The 15,100-nt window shown below is 43.4% G+C and carries 15 protein-coding genes and 4 tRNA genes; 6 read left to right on the top strand and 13 right to left on the bottom strand.

Features of this window, described 5'->3' with window-relative positions:
* Window position 1 precedes the first annotated feature (1 nt).
* The 3 genes from EAI83_RS16285 to epsC all read right to left on the bottom strand — a co-directional run bounded on the left by EAI83_RS16285 (window position 2) and on the right by epsC (window position 1,194).
* Window positions 2-74: transfer RNA gene (locus EAI83_RS16285), tRNA-Gly, on the bottom strand.
* Window positions 75-77: 3 nt separating this feature from the next.
* Window positions 78-148 (bottom strand) — tRNA-Gly (locus EAI83_RS16280).
* Window positions 149-273: 125 nt separating this feature from the next.
* On the bottom strand, window positions 274-1,194 hold the full coding sequence (gene epsC, locus EAI83_RS16275; protein ID WP_092071382.1) for a serine O-acetyltransferase EpsC: 921 nt from the start codon (window positions 1,192-1,194) through the stop codon (window positions 274-276).
* 156 nt (window positions 1,195-1,350) lie between these two features.
* Between epsC and EAI83_RS16270 the strand changes: the two genes are divergently transcribed.
* Together EAI83_RS16270 and EAI83_RS16265 are read left to right on the top strand one after the other, a co-directional pair.
* Window positions 1,351-1,438: transfer RNA gene (locus tag EAI83_RS16270), tRNA-Ser, on the top strand.
* 127 nt (window positions 1,439-1,565) lie between these two features.
* Window positions 1,566-1,636, top strand: a tRNA-Trp gene (locus EAI83_RS16265).
* Window positions 1,637-1,808: 172 nt separating this feature from the next.
* Here the strand turns inward: EAI83_RS16265 and EAI83_RS16260 are convergent.
* The 7 genes from EAI83_RS16260 to EAI83_RS16230 form a co-directional block, all read right to left on the bottom strand.
* Window positions 1,809-2,237, bottom strand: a complete 429-nt coding sequence (locus EAI83_RS16260) for a cytidine deaminase (RefSeq protein ID WP_092071379.1) — start codon at window positions 2,235-2,237, stop codon at window positions 1,809-1,811.
* Window positions 2,238-2,273: 36 nt separating this feature from the next.
* Window positions 2,274-3,065: a uridine phosphorylase gene (gene udp, locus EAI83_RS16255; protein WP_129976162.1), complete on the bottom strand. Its 792-nt coding sequence runs from the start codon at window positions 3,063-3,065 to the stop codon at window positions 2,274-2,276.
* A gap of 176 nt (window positions 3,066-3,241) precedes the next feature.
* Window positions 3,242-3,841, bottom strand: coding sequence for an NUDIX hydrolase (locus EAI83_RS16250; RefSeq protein ID WP_129976160.1), 600 nt, complete (start codon window positions 3,839-3,841; stop codon window positions 3,242-3,244).
* Between the two features lie 138 nt (window positions 3,842-3,979).
* The gene (locus EAI83_RS16245; RefSeq protein WP_129976158.1) at window positions 3,980-4,951 is read right to left on the bottom strand and encodes a D-2-hydroxyacid dehydrogenase; all 972 of its coding nucleotides are present in this window, start codon (window positions 4,949-4,951) and stop codon (window positions 3,980-3,982) included.
* Window positions 4,952-5,023: 72 nt separating this feature from the next.
* Window positions 5,024-6,169 (bottom strand): ABC transporter permease, encoded by a 1,146-nt coding sequence (locus EAI83_RS16240; RefSeq protein ID WP_129976156.1) that lies wholly within the window; start codon window positions 6,167-6,169, stop codon window positions 5,024-5,026.
* Window positions 6,156-7,280: an ABC transporter permease gene (locus EAI83_RS16235; protein ID WP_022426839.1), complete on the bottom strand. Its 1,125-nt coding sequence runs from the start codon at window positions 7,278-7,280 to the stop codon at window positions 6,156-6,158. The genes EAI83_RS16240 and EAI83_RS16235 overlap by 14 nt, the downstream gene beginning before the upstream one ends.
* A gap of 12 nt (window positions 7,281-7,292) precedes the next feature.
* The gene (locus EAI83_RS16230; protein ID WP_114001774.1) at window positions 7,293-8,222 is read right to left on the bottom strand and encodes an ABC transporter ATP-binding protein; all 930 of its coding nucleotides are present in this window, start codon (window positions 8,220-8,222) and stop codon (window positions 7,293-7,295) included.
* Window positions 8,223-8,564: 342 nt separating this feature from the next.
* Here EAI83_RS16230 and EAI83_RS16225 point away from each other — a divergent pair, with 342 nt between their 5' ends.
* The 3 genes from EAI83_RS16225 to EAI83_RS16215 all read left to right on the top strand — a co-directional run bounded on the left by EAI83_RS16225 (window position 8,565) and on the right by EAI83_RS16215 (window position 11,708).
* Window positions 8,565-9,746 (top strand): sensor histidine kinase, encoded by a 1,182-nt coding sequence (locus EAI83_RS16225; RefSeq protein ID WP_114001700.1) that lies wholly within the window; start codon window positions 8,565-8,567, stop codon window positions 9,744-9,746.
* A gap of 133 nt (window positions 9,747-9,879) precedes the next feature.
* Window positions 9,880-10,500, top strand: coding sequence for a response regulator (locus tag EAI83_RS16220; RefSeq protein WP_114001699.1), 621 nt, complete (start codon window positions 9,880-9,882; stop codon window positions 10,498-10,500).
* A gap of 65 nt (window positions 10,501-10,565) precedes the next feature.
* The gene (locus tag EAI83_RS16215; protein WP_114001698.1) at window positions 10,566-11,708 is read left to right on the top strand and encodes an RluA family pseudouridine synthase; all 1,143 of its coding nucleotides are present in this window, start codon (window positions 10,566-10,568) and stop codon (window positions 11,706-11,708) included.
* Here the strand turns inward: EAI83_RS16215 and EAI83_RS16210 are convergent.
* Window positions 11,690-13,096, bottom strand: coding sequence for an MATE family efflux transporter (locus EAI83_RS16210; protein ID WP_022426834.1), 1,407 nt, complete (start codon window positions 13,094-13,096; stop codon window positions 11,690-11,692). The genes EAI83_RS16215 and EAI83_RS16210 overlap by 19 nt on opposite strands.
* Before the next feature lie 309 nt (window positions 13,097-13,405).
* On the opposite strand from EAI83_RS16210, the gene EAI83_RS17660 reads away from it, so the two are divergent.
* The gene (locus EAI83_RS17660; protein WP_243113535.1) at window positions 13,406-13,708 is read left to right on the top strand and encodes a helix-turn-helix transcriptional regulator; all 303 of its coding nucleotides are present in this window, start codon (window positions 13,406-13,408) and stop codon (window positions 13,706-13,708) included.
* On the opposite strand, the gene EAI83_RS17370 is transcribed toward EAI83_RS17660, so the two are convergent.
* Together EAI83_RS17370 and EAI83_RS16200 are read right to left on the bottom strand one after the other, a co-directional pair.
* A complete protein-coding gene (locus EAI83_RS17370) occupies window positions 13,677-13,838 on the bottom strand; it encodes a hypothetical protein (protein ID WP_173760055.1) in 162 nt (53 codons plus the stop codon). The genes EAI83_RS17660 and EAI83_RS17370 overlap by 32 nt on opposite strands.
* A 108-nt stretch (window positions 13,839-13,946) precedes the next feature.
* Window positions 13,947-14,558 carry an ECF transporter S component gene (locus EAI83_RS16200; protein ID WP_129976152.1) on the bottom strand — a complete coding sequence of 204 codons (612 nt, stop codon included), beginning with the start codon at window positions 14,556-14,558 and terminating at the stop codon, window positions 13,947-13,949.
* Window positions 14,559-15,100 lie beyond the last annotated feature (542 nt).

Below are 15,100 nucleotides of genomic sequence, written 5' to 3'. Positions count from 1 at the left end.
GAGCGATAGACGGGGCTCGAACCCGCGGTCTCGACCTTGGCAAGGTCGCGCGTTACCAACTACGCCACTATCGCATAAGCGGGTGATGGGAATCGAACCCACGTATCCAGCTTGGAAGGCTGGTGTTCTACCATTGAACTACACCCGCGCATCGTCGCTTCGGTGATTACCGATCGCTTGACCGCTGCAACGATGATTAGTATATAACATACTGTTTTATTTGTCAACAGGTTTTTTTATTTTTTTTAATTTTTTTATTTATTGGATTTTTTATCAATACTCCCATACATTTGTGGCAGAAACCTGGGCCTTCGGTTTCTTGATCACAAGCTCCGGACTTTTTGCACTGACCTTGGTATTTGCAGGAATGGATTCTGTGATAAAGGTATTACCACCTATAATCGTATTCTCTCCTACAACCGTCTCACCACCGAGCACTGTGGAATTAGAATAGATCGTTACATTATCACGAATCGTCGGATGACGTTTTACATTGGCAAGCTGCTGTCCCTTTCTTGTGGAAAGCGCTCCCAGTGTTACTCCCTGATACAGTTTTACATTATTTCCGATCTCTGTAGTCTCACCTACAACCACACCGGTACCATGATCGATAAAGAAATACTCTCCGATGGTCGCTCCCGGGTTGATATCGATTCCTGTACGGCCATGAGCATATTCTGACATCACGCGCGGGATAAATGGGATCTCTTCTTTATAAAGAACATGTGCCAGACGATACACGTAGATAGCAAATAATCCCGGATATGAAAAAATGATCTCTTCCTTGCTCTTGGCTGCGGGGTCACCATCAAAACCAGCCTGTACATCTGTCAGAAGCAGTCTCTGGATTTCAGGAAGCTGCTCAAAAAATCCACCGGCAGTTCTGTCTGCATGAGCTGCTGCTTCTTCCGGTTCCTCTCCGTGATAAAGAAGTGCGATCTCGATCTGATTCTTCAATCTGTCATAAAGATCATTCAGTCTGTGTCCCACATAATACTCCGGAAATACGGTAGCACTGGTATCCGTACTGAAATATCCCGGAAATACAATAGATTTCAGATCTCTTACTATATCAATGATCACCGAACGGTTCGGCAGACGTCTGCCGCTCTTCGGCATAAAAAGTTCTTCTGAAGCATAATTCTCAGTAAGACCCTTCACCGCCCTGAGAATCGCTGATTTCTTATCGCTCATAATTCCCTCCATTTCTGCACATCCACTTCTGTCTGCACACTTTATCTCATTATCATATTATAGTCTGGAAGATTCGTCAATAATACAAAAAAGAAAAGTTTTAAAAAAGATTGACCTTTCTCCGGATACCTTATATAATAATAAAGGTTTGCATCCGGAGATGTACCCAAGTGGCTGAAGGGTCCGCACTCGAAATGCGGTAGGTCGGGCAACCGGCGCGAGGGTTCAAATCCCTCCATCTCCGCTTTTCTGCCGATTTATGACAGGAAGAATTTTATTTATATTTTATTATACAAAAAGCACTCTCATCTCTTGACAATTGTATATTTTATATGTATAATTGCAACAGTGATGAAAACATAATTTAATATAGGGGATTGGTCAAATGGTATGATAGGGGTCTCCAAAACCTTTGGTGGGAGTTCGATTCTCTCATCCCCTGCTATTAGAATCGCTGAAAAATCTTAATTAAGGATTTTCAGCGTTTTTTATTGTATGGCAGAAAAAGTGATCGCCCGGCCTGTCATATCAACATCCGGGCGATCACTTTTCAATATTTTACTTCTCACTGCATTCATATCGTGAAAATCTCTGCACATATCCACATGCGCTTATCACTTCAGTTTCTTCAGATTATCCGGTCCAAATCCAAATGGCAACAGTTCCTTTAACGTAAAGATATCATATTTTTCTCTGCTGACTGCCAGTATGATCTGAAAGGTTTCCGGATCACAGAACTCCATCATAACCTGTCTGCATACTCCACAGGGTGCTGCATACTCTGTAGGAACACCATCCTTGCCGCCAACGATACAGATTGCCTGAAAGTCTCTCATGCCTTCACTGACCGCTTTGAAAAAAGCAGTTCTTTCCGCACAGTTTGTTGGAGTATAGGCAGCATTTTCTATGTTACACCCGGTATAATAGGTACCGTTTTTTACAAGAAGTACCGCCCCTACATGAAAATGTGAGTATGGCGCATAGGAATAGTCCATCTGTCTGATTGCCAGATCGATCATTTCTTTGATCTGTTTTTCTTCCATAGTTTTCCCACCTTTCCTGAATCAGGCATGTATACGTTATTCTTCTTTTTTCTGTGCCTGATCTGCACGGATCAGTTCACGGATCGCCTGTACTGCAACCTGGATTGCCTTATCGGTATCATGTACCACAAGATTATCCAAACCCAGCTTTTCTCTTTCCTGATTTGCAAGCACCAGGAAGCAGGAGCCCACACGTACTTTTAAATGGCTTGCCACTATAAAAAGAGCAGCGGATTCCATCTCCGACGCAAGACAGCCGAGACGTTTCCACGCTTCCCATTTATTCATCAGTTCATAGCTGACCGGCTTGGTTTCCGGCTCATGCTGGCCATAAAAGGAATCCTTACATTGTACCACACCTGTGTGGAATTCACATCCTTCTTTCTTTGCTCCTTCCACAAGTGCATTGATCACTTCCAGATTTGCCACTGCCGGGAATTCAATAGGTGCATACTCTTTACTGGTGCCCTCCATACGGATCGCACCCGTTGCAACAACAATATCACCACTTTTTACCTCCGGCTGCATTCCACCGCAGGTTCCGATGCGTACAAATGTGTCAGCCCCGCACCGATAAAGCTCTTCCATTGCGATAGAAGCGGACGGTCCGCCGATTCCAGTAGATGTCACACTTACCTTCACTCCGTCCAGTGTTCCGGTGTATGTTACGTATTCCCGGTTATCTGCTACCAAAACCGGATCATCAAAATACTGTGCGATCTTTTTGCAGCGTTTCGGATCTCCCGGTAAAATAACGTAACGTCCCACTTCTCCTTTTGCTACCTGAATGTGATACTGTCTGTCCGCATCCTCTGAATAATTTTTCATGTTTGTTTCCCCCTTTCTCAGCTAACAGTTTCCCTATTCCTTATGAATAAAAAAAAGACTGCATTTTCATACAATCCAGTCCTTTATTCTTTTATTTTAACCTTGCTTCCCGTCGATCCCTGCAAAACTGTATTGTCTTACATTACAGTCAGATTTTCGTATTTGCTCAGTCAATGTCAAACCTCTTTTGTCTTTATCCCATTATAACATAGATTCATTTTCTTCAAAAGCTTAATATAAACATGTTCCACAAACCACGGTTCTGTTGATCTCATCAATGCTTCTTCCGGTGAAAACCAGGCTACACCGCTGTTTTCATCTGCTTTTATGGAAACAGCCTCTTCTGAATCTGCCTCAAGGAGATATGTTAGGTTAAAGTGCAAATGGCTGGATACATATTTTCCTTTTTTCATATGGCCGTCTACAGTCAGGGATTCCAGGGAAAAAATCTCTTCTGACACCGGACGAACATTGGAAATCCCTGCCTCTTCTTTTACTTCTCTGACAGCAACGGACAGTAAATCCTTCTCGCCATCTGCATGTCCTCCAAGCCAGGACCAGGAATTGTATATGTTGTGATATACCATAAGGACTTTCGTCCGTTCTCTGTTTACTACCCAGGCAGAAGCTGTCATATGGGCTACTGCATTTTCCCTGGAAAAAGCATTCTCATTATTTCTGATCCAGTCCAGGATCAGGATTTTATCTTTTTCTTCCTGCTCATTATATGGCTTGTATTTTTCTATCTGATCGATCAGTTTCTGGCGTGTTATCATTATGCACTCTGTCTCTTTCTTAAATATCCATAAATGTATTTTTAGTCAAGTGGATAAAAGCATCCGCTTCGCTACTTGCTCATAACCGGATAACTGCTTCACAGTTTATCAGAAGGAGCTTGTAACTATCTTTTTTATTTAATACCCATCCTTTAACCGGACAATATTTTTTAATTTTTTTCCATTCAGATATCGTTCCAGATTTTCCATGCAGATGTTCCAGATCATATCCTGGACTTCAGCGTTTCCACCGAAACTCGGGCCTGCAATGTGTGGAGTGATAAGGACGTTTTCCATATTCCAAAGAGGTGATGTCTCCGGCAATGGTTCTGTTTCAAATACATCCAGGACCGCTCCTTTTAAGTGGCCTTCCTCAAGTACTCTGATCAGGTCTTCTGTTGGAATGAGGCTTCCTCTTCCTACATTAACCAGAATTGCATCTTTTTTCATGGAATACAGCCGTTCGTAATTCAGAAGGCCTTTTGTTTCCGGTGTTCCCGGGAGACAGCCGATCACAATATCCGCTTTCTGAAGCTGCTGATCCAGCGCTGTCAGATCATATACCTCATCAAACTCTTTCATCTGCTGCAAATGCTCCGGGACTGCAGTTCTTTTTATTCCAGTCACATGCGTTTCAAACGCTTTCATTCTATGGGCAATATTTCTTCCTATATCCCCTGTTCCCAGGATGAGAATGTTTTTTCCATATATGGTTTCTGATGATCGATTCTGTACCCAGAGGTGTTTCTGTTTGTTCTTCCAGTAGTTCGGAAGTTCACGGTACAGCGCAATGATATTCCCGATCACATATTCTGATATGATCTTTCCAAAAGCGCCGGAAGCATTGGTTAATGTAACTCCTGTCGGGAATGCTTTCATTTTTGTATATTTGTCCACACCGGCCCAGGTCAGCTGGATCCAGCGAAGATTTTCTGCTTTCAGGATTTCTTCTTCCTCTGGCTCTCCGATCACTACTTCTGCTGCTGCGATCGCATCCTCAGTTTCTTTGCCCTGAAATGTAAATTCGCACTGATCTCCGAATTTTGTTACAAACTGATTTTGAATTTCTGCATTGCATTGTGGTTTTATTAAAACTTGTATTTTCTTCATGTTTTTTCTCCGCAAATCATCTTTATCAGCTATATCCTACCATAATTAACAGCCATCTGCTATTATTTTCTGTTATTTCTGCCGCTGATATCTGGTCACTGCCAGGATCATGCAGACAAAAACTACCACAAACATAGCTTCCAGTCCAATGCCTTTCCACACCGATACAGCTGCCTCACCTGTTAGGTGACTATAACTTCCAAGAGTCTCATTTACGTTTTCATACCAGTACACAGGAAGAAACTGAGACACCTTCAGGACGTTTCTGTCCATAATATTCATGGGAACAAACACACCACACAGAAAGCACATTCCAAGAGACAGGATATTTGCGATCCCGCTTAACATGTTGCTATTTTTTACAAAAAGACCGATCAGATAGGAAAGTGAAAGTGCCACTGCCATCATTACCAGAGTGTTCAGTACATAGTATCCGAAATTTTCTGAACTGAGAAATGTTTTTCCATACATAAGGATAGCTCCAGCCATACCGATTCCCCATAAGCCCCCACCCATCACAAACATAGCCAGAAGTCCTTCCAGACTCTGTCGTCTTGCAGAGATCGCAGATGCCTGCATTCTCTTTGGTATATCGTCTTTTTTGAAAGCCATCAGAACATATCCCATCACATAGCAAAGTAATGCAAGAAACAGATATGGAATATATCGGAAATAATAGAGCCATCCGGACGTACCACTATTTTCATCTGTATCCAGTATGGTGACTTCTCCTCTTTTTTTATCCAGGATCGCTGTTGCCGCTTCCTTCTGGGAAAAACCGGCTTTCAGATATGTCCGCATTGTATTCAGGCAGCTCTCAAGCTGTTGATCCACATAATATGCCGAATAAGATCCGGGCACCTTGGTCACAGAAATACTTTCGCCGTTTACCATACAGCTCTCATAAAAATCCTCAGGAATCACCACGATGTACTCTACATTTCTGTAAAAAAGCTCTTCCTGAAGCTTCTCCCTGTTATCCTCCAGCATGGTCACGTGATGCGTACCTTCAAGCCATTTTACCAGTCCTTCTGCAAGTGGTCCGTTGTCTTTATCCACCACTCCAATCTTTATTTTTTCGCTTTCATAGCTGGTATAAGTTTCCTTACCGGCCGCTGCCTGAAGTGCCATTGTCACTCCGAAAAAAATGCCCAGATACAGGAGGATCAGACCTGTATTTTTTTTCATGATCCTCATATAGCCTTTAAATACTGTCATAACGTTCCCTCCTGACCATGAAAAAGGATGCCATCACCAGCACCACGCACATTACCGCCAGTGTGATCAGATTTCTATAGTATCTGGTCATATCATCATATACATTGATACAGTAAAACGCATCTGAGATCAGTGATGCAGGATTGATCCGGTTCACAAACGGAACACTTTTTTCCACGATATCCTTCATATTTCCGTTCATCAGTCCGGCAAGAAAGCTGCTTACCATAGAGATTCCAAGCATGAGCCCGATTCTGACGCCTTCCTGCATTTTTCCGAAGCTGCCTATAAACATTCCCATAGATACACCGATGAGACTTCCGAAAAAAGATACCACCAGCATTTTTCCCATCTGTCCCTGAAAATCCAGATTGAGAATATACCGGAGATACAGGATCAGAATGATCACGTCCACATAGCCCAGAGCAAAAGATGTCAGCTGGTCTGTAAGGATCAGCTTCAGCTTGTGGGTCGGCGTTACACACCGTCTGGCTGCCAGAGGTGTGATATTGGCCTGGATCCCGATTGCAGAGCCAAATCCGATAAAGCATCCATACAGGCAGGCCATGGCGATCAGTGCGTAAAAGAACTGCACATTTCCGTCAATGGTCCGGCCACCAAGAGAGACTTCCCTTACCAGGCTGTCGGAACTTAACAAGGATTTCATGGTTTCCATATCCATCTGCGGATTTTTTTTCATGATATTGGTGATAGTCGTTCTGGTGTTTTCACAGCTGTCGAGAACTGTCTGAAGGATACTTTCTTCTATTCCGGTTCCTGCTACTGTAAGGGAAGGCTCTTTTCCCACATAATAAATCCCTTCTACTTTTTTATCCTGCAGTGCTTCCAGCGCTTCCTTTTCCGACATTTCTTCTGCTTTTAAAAGATCCGGACTGCTTTTTTCCACTTCATCCAGATAGGTCATAAAAAACGTATCCGCAGAGGCTTCCTTCACCACTGCCACCGGAACCGTCTGAAAATCTGCTTCATTGATATTTCCGAATGCAAAATAGAAAAAAGTTCCAAGCACAAGCGGAAAGACCAGCGGCCAGAATACAATGTTAAAATTCCGGATCTTGGAAAGAAAACTGTATTTCAGTAAATGCAACATCTCCCATCCCTCCTAATCTCTTAGCTGTTTTCCGGTGATCTCCAGAAAGACATCATTTAATGTAGGCAGTTCGGAAAAGACTCTTCCAAAAGAAATATCCTGGCTTTGCAGATAATTAAGAAGACGGATCAGGTTATGCTTCGCATCGGTACAGCGCACGACCAGCACCTGTTTTTTATACTGCACATCAAACACATGCTCCAGTGTGCGGATATCCCGGAGATTTTTTTCTTCCAGGGCAATGGCTTCTACGGTGATGGTCTCTCCTGTTTTGATCATCTGCTTCAATTCTTCCTTTGTTCCCTGAGCGATGACTCTTCCGTGATCCATGATGGCGATCCTGGTACAGATCTGCTCCACTTCTTCCATGTAATGGGATGTGTAGATAATGGTGGAGCCCTGGTGGTTCAGCGTCTGGATCCCTTCCAGGATCTTGTTTCTGCTCTGTGGGTCTACAGCTACCGTCGGCTCATCCATAATGATCAGTCTTGGCTTGTGGGCGATCCCGCAGGCAATGTTCAATCTTCGTAAAAGGCCCCCGGAAAGCTTCTTCGGGTACATTTTGCGGAAATCTTCAAGACCTGTAAATTCAATGGCATCCTCCACCAGCTCTTTTCTCCGTTTCCTGTCCCGTATGTAAAGGCCGCAGAAATAATCGATATTTTCCTGCACTGTCAGCTCATCAAAAACGGCTACATTCTGAAGCACGATTCCAATCTGTTCCTTGAGCTTATAGCTGTCCGGCTTCATCTCTTCTCCGAATATCTTTATTTCACCTCTGTCATATTTCAGAAGTGACAAGAGGCAGCTGATGGCCGTTGTCTTTCCCGAGCCGTTGGGACCAAGTAATCCGAAGATCTCACCCTCCCGGATATCCAGTTCCAGATGATTCAGTGCGGTAAGATCACCGTATCGTTTTACCAGATTTTCTATGTGGACCATACTCTGTGGCATATGTTTTCCTCCTTTTTTACAGTCCGTTAAGCAGGACTTTTATATCTTTTTCGCAGAAATTCATATTTCTTCTATGATGCCATTATATCCTTTTCTTCTGTCTGCTCCAAGTGTTGAATGTCACCACCTGCGAATGACAAATGTCATGTCTTTTTCAGAAGGATAGATTTTTCTTTGCAGGGAAGGAACCGGTATATTATAATAAAGGCACATTGATTTCAGAAATTTGTGCAGCAAAAGGGGTTCTCACGGAACAGGATACGATAATTTTAGCCGGTTATCTGCCTGACTTTCGGAAAATGCTGTAGTAGAAAGGAGGGTATATTTTTTATGCGTTATTTTACAGATTCCATACTATTGCTTTTATACAGTACTTTAACATTTTTTTATGTGCCTGCAGATCAGGCTCTTGTGTTTGCCCTCCTTTTTGCGGTGATCCTTTGCTGCATTACTTATCTGTGCAGGGTATGTAAAACAGAATCCTGTTCACACAATTCTTTGCCAGTATTGAAACCCGCCGGAAATATCATTCCGGTTCTTGCAGGAAGCTATGTGATCTTTGGATTATGTTCCCTGTGGTTTTCGGATCTTCTTCTGTTTTTCCCGCTGCTGCTGTATCAGACCTTATCTGCCGGGCTTTTTCCTCTGGCAGTGGCTGCGCTTCCACTTTGGGGATTTCTGGTTTTTCAGATCAACAGATTTCCGGCAGTTCTTTGTCTGCTTGGGATTTTTGGTTTCGTTCTCTCATTTTTTCTCTGGCTCTATGCCGGAAAATATCAGGCTCTTTACCAGGATTTTCATCAGATCCGGGATGACAGTGAGGAACGTACGCTTCTTCTTTCTGAAAAAAACAAGGCACTTCTGGAAAAACAGGATTACGAGATTTATGCTGCTACATTGCGCGAGCGAAACAGAATTGCCAGAGAGATCCATGATAATGTGGGACATGTACTATCCCGTTCTATCCTTATGACTGCTGCCTGCAAAACCATCAACAAAAATGATTCTCTTGATCCTCTGCTTGGAAATCTTGAAGAATCCCTGAACGGTGCTATGAACAGCATCCGTTCCAGTGTACATGATCTTCATGACGATGCGATAGATCTGGAAGATGCCATAAAAGGACTTGTAAAGGATTTCACCTTCTGCCCGGTGAATCTTACTTATGATATGTCCAGGCAGATTCCAAGAGAGGTGAAATACAGTCTGATCAGTATTACAAAGGAAGGGCTTTCCAATGTGATGCGGCATAGTAATGCGGATTCTGTGAATATTCTTCTGCGGGAGCATCCTGCACTTTATCAATTGTGCATTGAGGATAATGGGACACCGGAAAATGGAATTCCGGATATGCAAACTGGATCAGACAGCAATAAGGCCAAAAATACTTCCGGTGGTATGGGACTGTCCAATATCCGTGACCGTGCAAAGGCGCTGGGCGGTACGGTCCAGATTACGCAGGAGAATGGTTTTCGGATCTTTGTGACGATCCCGAAATCTGTTTCTAATTGAATCAGACAGATATTTCTCACTTTGCCGGAAACCTTCCTGATTTGATCAAAGTACTTTCCCGGCATATTGGATCCGTCTGTTTTTTCTGATCTGTAAATTTACTTTTTATAACTCATAAACAGGAGATTTTGACATGAAAATTATAATCGTAGACGACGACTGCCTGGTTGCAGGAGCACTAAAAACCATTCTTGAAGCAAACCCGGATATCGAAGTGACTGCCACCGGCTCTGATGGTGAAGAAGCCTGCTCTCTGTACAGAGAGTATCTTCCGGATATTCTTCTGATGGATATCCGTATGAAAGGAATGGACGGACTGGAAGCGTCCAGAAAGATCCTGGGCGAATTTCCGGAGGCAAAAATTCTTCTTCTGACTACTTTTTCCGATGATGAATATATTGTAAAAGCCCTCCGCCTCGGCACAAAGGGTTATCTTCTGAAGCAGGATCATACCAGCATTCTTCCGGCTCTTCAGGCGGTTTACTCCGGCCAGACCGTATTCGGCACAGAGATCATATCCAAAATCCCTGAACTCCTGCAGTCCTCCGACGGATTTGATTATGCTTCCAGAAACATCAGCGAACGGGAGCTGGATATCATCCGGCTGATTGCCAACGGATACAGCAATAAGGAGATTGCCACAGAACTTTTTCTCAGTGAGGGAACGGTACGAAATTATCTCAGTTCCATTCTGGATAAACTGCAGCTGAGGGATCGGACTCAGGTTGCTGTTTTTTATTATCAGCATAAGTAAAAATCTCCTGCATCCAAATTCCTGTAAATATTTATTAATTTAATAGAATCGGAGGATTCCTCACAATGAACCGCTATCTTACTATCTATATCCCGAAAACAGCTGTTCCGGCACCTGTCTCCCGCTTTCTTCGTACGCAGGCAGGTCTTACAAAAAAGCAGATCAGCCAGGCGAAGTTTCGTCCCGGTGGTATCCGGAAAAACGGACAGCAGTGCCGGGTAACGGAAACCGCTTATCCCGGGGATCAGATCATAATATGCCTGGAAGCGGACGATGTGGATTCTGCCCAGCTGGAATCTTCATCCTTTACTGTCAATTCGTCCAATCACAATTTCCAATTCTCCGCAGACGCAATTTCATATTCTGATTCCGCAGCTTCAGAATTTGCAGGTTCTGATGTCAATTCTCACAATTATCATTCACTGGCTACAACGTCACAGTTTCTTCCTGAGTTGGCGATCATATACGAAGACCAGGATATCCTCGCCATAAATAAACCTGCCGGGATTGTCACTCACCCTTCCGGTTCTCACTACAGTGACAGTCTCGCCAACCAGGTGGCTTCCTATTTCCGTTCCAAAGGAGAGCCTACCAAAGTCCGGTCTATCGGACGATTGGATAAAGAAACCTCCGGTATCCTGCTCTTTGCCAGGAACCAGACTGCTGCCGCCAGATTACAGAACCAGCGTGAAGAAGGGATTTCAGAGAAAACCTATCTGGCTGCAGTTTCCGGTTTCATGCCTGTGGATGAAGATGGAGCTTTTCACAGGATCTCCGTTCCCCTTGCACCTGACCCGGATAACCGTCTGAAAATGGTCGTATCCACAGATGGCACGCTTCCCGGAAGCAAACATGCAGAAACCCTTTATTCTGTTCTGAAATCTACCGGCCCTGACGTAGCAGCTCCGGCTTCTCTTGTAATGCTCCGTCTGAAAACCGGCCGTACCCATCAGATCCGTGTACACATGGCATCTCTCGGGCATCCTCTTCTGGGTGATTCTCTGTACTGTTTATCGGACATATCGAATCCGTTTTCCCGGGCTGCACTCCACGCATGGAAGCTTAAATTTCAACTTCCATTTTCAATTGACGAAGCTGCTTCCGACACCCGGGCTTCCATGCATCATGACAAAAATGCCAAAAAAGAAATCTCCCTGGAAGCACCCCTCCCGGAAGATTTCAAAAAATTCTATGAAACGATATTCTGAAGCCATACGCCTTTTTTTACAAGGATAAATCCAATGACACATTTCATCATATCCGCTGCCTGGACCATTGCGTAGATCACAAGTACAGGCAGACCTGTAAAACGGCTTAAGGTAAATGCGATCGTTACACTTACCACCCAGATAAACACACTGTCAAACAGAAATGTAACGATGGTCTTTCCACCGGAACGCAAAGTAAAATATGTTGCATGCAGGAATGCATTCTGCGGCATGAAAAATGCTGTGATCATAATAAAATATTTCGCCAGAGTACGTGCCTCAGCATTGGTATTGTAAAGCCTTGGAAACAGTGGTGCCATTACAAACATCACAGCTGCCACGCAGGTACAGCAGAACACAGAAAATGCGATCATCTTGTTGTCCGTATCTCTGGCTTCCTTCATCTTACCTGCCCCCAGAAGCTGTCCTACAACAATGGCTACCGAATCTCCAAGTGCGATAAATATGATATTAAATACATTGTTGATGGTATTGGAAATATTTAATCCCGCAACCACGTTCAGTCCACGGACTGAATAACACTGTGTCAGCATGGCCACTCCGGCTGCCCATAAAGTCTCATTCAGAAGCAGCGGGGTTCCCTTAATAAGTATCTTCTTTGTCAGGTTCGCCGGAACCTTTAATGTTGAATACAGACCCTGTGCAAAAATATTCTTTTCTGTATGCTTATGTGTCCAGCTCAGGACAATGCAGGCTTCCACATATCTGGAGAGCACTGTGGCAACAGCCGCACCTCTTACTCCCATTTCCGGGAATCCAAATTTACCATAGATCAGAAGATAATTAAATATCAGATTGATCAGCACAGCCACGATCCCGGCCTTCATGGGAAGTACGGTCTCACCACATTCACGTAAGGTACTTGCATAGACCTGCACCATCATAAATGGCGGAAGTCCCAGAAGCATGATCCATAAATACTGTTTCCCATAAATAAGAGTATCCCTGATCTCCTGTGCGGTTCCGTCACCTTTTAAATACATGCTGATCAGTGAACCCCCAGCTGTCAGAAACAGTATAATGGTGATCGCTGTCAGAATCACTGCCATCCACAGTTTATAACGAAGTGTCTGGCGGACACCCTCATGATCCTTCTGTCCGAAATACTGTGCTGTAAAAATTCCCGCTCCGGACACCCCGCCGAAAATACATAGATTATATACAAAGATCAGCTGATTGACGATCGCCGCTCCAGACATCTGTTCGGTACCGATACGACCGATCATAATATTGTCCAGAAGACTGACAAAATTTGTGATCCCGTTCTGTACCATGATCGGTACTGCAATAGACAGGACCATCAGATAAAACCTCTTATCTCCTACGAACTTTCGGAAAAAAGAAGATTTCTCTTTTACCTTCTCCATAAATTCTTCCCCCTTGTTTTTCGTTTTCCTTCATCCAAAATTCTCCACAAAAAGGAGACTGCCCACCTGAAACATTCTTCCCTTTCGTAAGCGTTGTAGCTACTACCTTACTACAAACTTCTTTTATTTTCAATAGTCTTTATAACGATAAATCTCCGCTTTTTTTGTATCTTTTTACTCCACCATACGACTCTCGTCTGCAATATCCTGATCTTTGAACTTTTGTTCCAGCTGTGTCACAATTTCAGTGTCAAAGTTTTTCAAAGTGATCTAAGCCGGCTGAAAAAAGATCTGGACCGGCTGAATCTGGTGCTGAATTATATTTCTGAGAATTACAAACGGCCTATTTCTCTGGATGAGATCGCAGGTGTTGCTTATCTCCAGGCTGGATATTTCTGCCGTTTTTTCAAGAAAAAGATGGGGGTTACATTTCTGGAATATCAGAATGAATACAGACTTTCTTTTCTCTACAAAGATCTGATCAATACGAAAGACCCTGTGCATGTGATTCTGGAACGCCATGGATTCAACAATTATAAGCTGTTTCGACGGATGTTCCAGGAGCACTTCGGGTGCACACCTAAGAAGGTGCGGGAGAATATGCGGAAATAACAGTACCTTCTCTTACACCATCCAGTCTTCCCGCAAATACGAAGGAAAGTACCGCAGCAATCACTGCCATGGATACGTCAAAACAGATCTTGGTTGTTCCAAAATTTGTTTTCCATGTGAGGATAACCATATAAAAAATGATCCTATACCCGCATAAAAAAACAGCGAAATGGATTTTACTTCCATTTCGCTGTCTTGTGTTATTTCTTGTTTTCTATTATTTTTTTAGTATGTCGTTTTACGCAACCTGATTTTTGTTGTTGGTAACTGTGATCAGATGACTTTTGATCAGTACCGGACGTACTGCATTATAGATGATCGCTACCAGAATTACAGATACAACTGCATTGATAAAGGTTGCCGCCGCACTCATTTTTGCAAGTGCCTGTGCCAGTTCCTGTGGCTGTCCCAGAATGTACTGTTTGTAGAAATATCCTACGATAGGATCTGCAATTACGTTAAATGCAAGTCCTGCGACAGATGCGATCACACTCCATTTGAAAACATATTTTTTATCTGTACTCTCATTGATCTTTGCAACCTTGTGTGCCACAAGACCTACGATCAGACCGATACAGAATTTCAGTACAAAGGTTTTCGGTGCGCCTGTGATATAAACAGGGTCCATGATATCTGCAATTCCCATTCCGATAGCTCCGGCAAGTCCGCCATATACGCCACCCAGAAGCAGTGCTGCAAGTACGCAGAAAGCATTTCCGATATGAATGGATGTTGCGTCTCCGCCCGGCACCGGGATCTTGATCTGCAGAAATGTGAAGGATACATAACATAAAGCTGCTAATAACGCAGTTTCTGCAAGTTTAACTACTGTGTTGTTCTGTGTGTTCATAATAATTCCCCTCTCGTTTCGTTATTACCTTTGTTATTACTTTAATGTATGATTGTATTAATGTAGGAATGTAATAACTTGGATGTTATAGTACCGCTTGTTTGGGTATATTACAAGGGGCAATTTTTATGTTTTTTTAGGGGACAGTTTTTATGGGTAATAAAAAAGTGGCTGTTTAAGCCACTCTTTCATGATTGTATATTCAAAACTACATACATGTTCTATTGATGATCGTTAATCTTTTTTGAATCAATTTTAACCTGCGTACCGATCAGCCTTTTTTCACGGGCTCGCAGCCAAAGCTGCATCGCCTGTTCTTTTGGCTACTCCAGCGGTGGTCATCTCACGACTCCGTCGTTCGATGTCATTTGCTTCACAAATATTCAGTCTGTACCATAAATGGTTCTCCACAAGCAAGCTTGTTCCGCCCCATCTCTGTTACATCCTGCCCGCTTCCTCGGCTTTTTGGTCAAGCCCTCACCCGATTAGTAACAGTCAGCTCCATGTGTTACCACACTTCCACCTCTGCCCTATCTACCTCG

Source organism: Blautia sp. aa_0143 (assembly GCF_004167315.1).
In the GTDB taxonomy this organism is placed as follows: domain Bacteria; phylum Bacillota; class Clostridia; order Lachnospirales; family Lachnospiraceae; genus Blautia_A; species Blautia_A fusiformis.
This window is presented reverse-complemented; position numbering and strand designations above follow the sequence as displayed.

Coding starts and splice junctions, on each gene's coding strand:
- epsC (WP_092071382.1), bottom strand. CDS start 1,194: ATGAGCGATAAGAAATCAGCGATTCTCAGGGCGGTGAAGGGTCTTACT.
- EAI83_RS16260 (WP_092071379.1), bottom strand. CDS start 2,237: ATGGAAGAAAAACAGATCAAAGAAATGATCGATCTGGCAATCAGACAG.
- udp (WP_129976162.1), bottom strand. CDS start 3,065: ATGAAAAATTATTCAGAGGATGCGGACAGACAGTATCACATTCAGGTA.
- EAI83_RS16250 (WP_129976160.1), bottom strand. CDS start 3,841: ATGATAACACGCCAGAAACTGATCGATCAGATAGAAAAATACAAGCCA.
- EAI83_RS16245 (WP_129976158.1), bottom strand. CDS start 4,951: ATGAAGAAAATACAAGTTTTAATAAAACCACAATGCAATGCAGAAATT.
- EAI83_RS16240 (WP_129976156.1), bottom strand. CDS start 6,169: ATGACAGTATTTAAAGGCTATATGAGGATCATGAAAAAAAATACAGGT.
- EAI83_RS16235 (WP_022426839.1), bottom strand. CDS start 7,280: ATGTTGCATTTACTGAAATACAGTTTTCTTTCCAAGATCCGGAATTTT.
- EAI83_RS16230 (WP_114001774.1), bottom strand. CDS start 8,222: ATGGTCCACATAGAAAATCTGGTAAAACGATACGGTGATCTTACCGCA.
- EAI83_RS16225 (WP_114001700.1), top strand. CDS start 8,565: ATGCGTTATTTTACAGATTCCATACTATTGCTTTTATACAGTACTTTA.
- EAI83_RS16220 (WP_114001699.1), top strand. CDS start 9,880: ATGAAAATTATAATCGTAGACGACGACTGCCTGGTTGCAGGAGCACTA.
- EAI83_RS16215 (WP_114001698.1), top strand. CDS start 10,566: ATGAACCGCTATCTTACTATCTATATCCCGAAAACAGCTGTTCCGGCA.
- EAI83_RS16210 (WP_022426834.1), bottom strand. CDS start 13,096: ATGGAGAAGGTAAAAGAGAAATCTTCTTTTTTCCGAAAGTTCGTAGGA.
- EAI83_RS17370 (WP_173760055.1), bottom strand. CDS start 13,838: ATGGTTATCCTCACATGGAAAACAAATTTTGGAACAACCAAGATCTGT.
- EAI83_RS16200 (WP_129976152.1), bottom strand. CDS start 14,558: ATGAACACACAGAACAACACAGTAGTTAAACTTGCAGAAACTGCGTTA.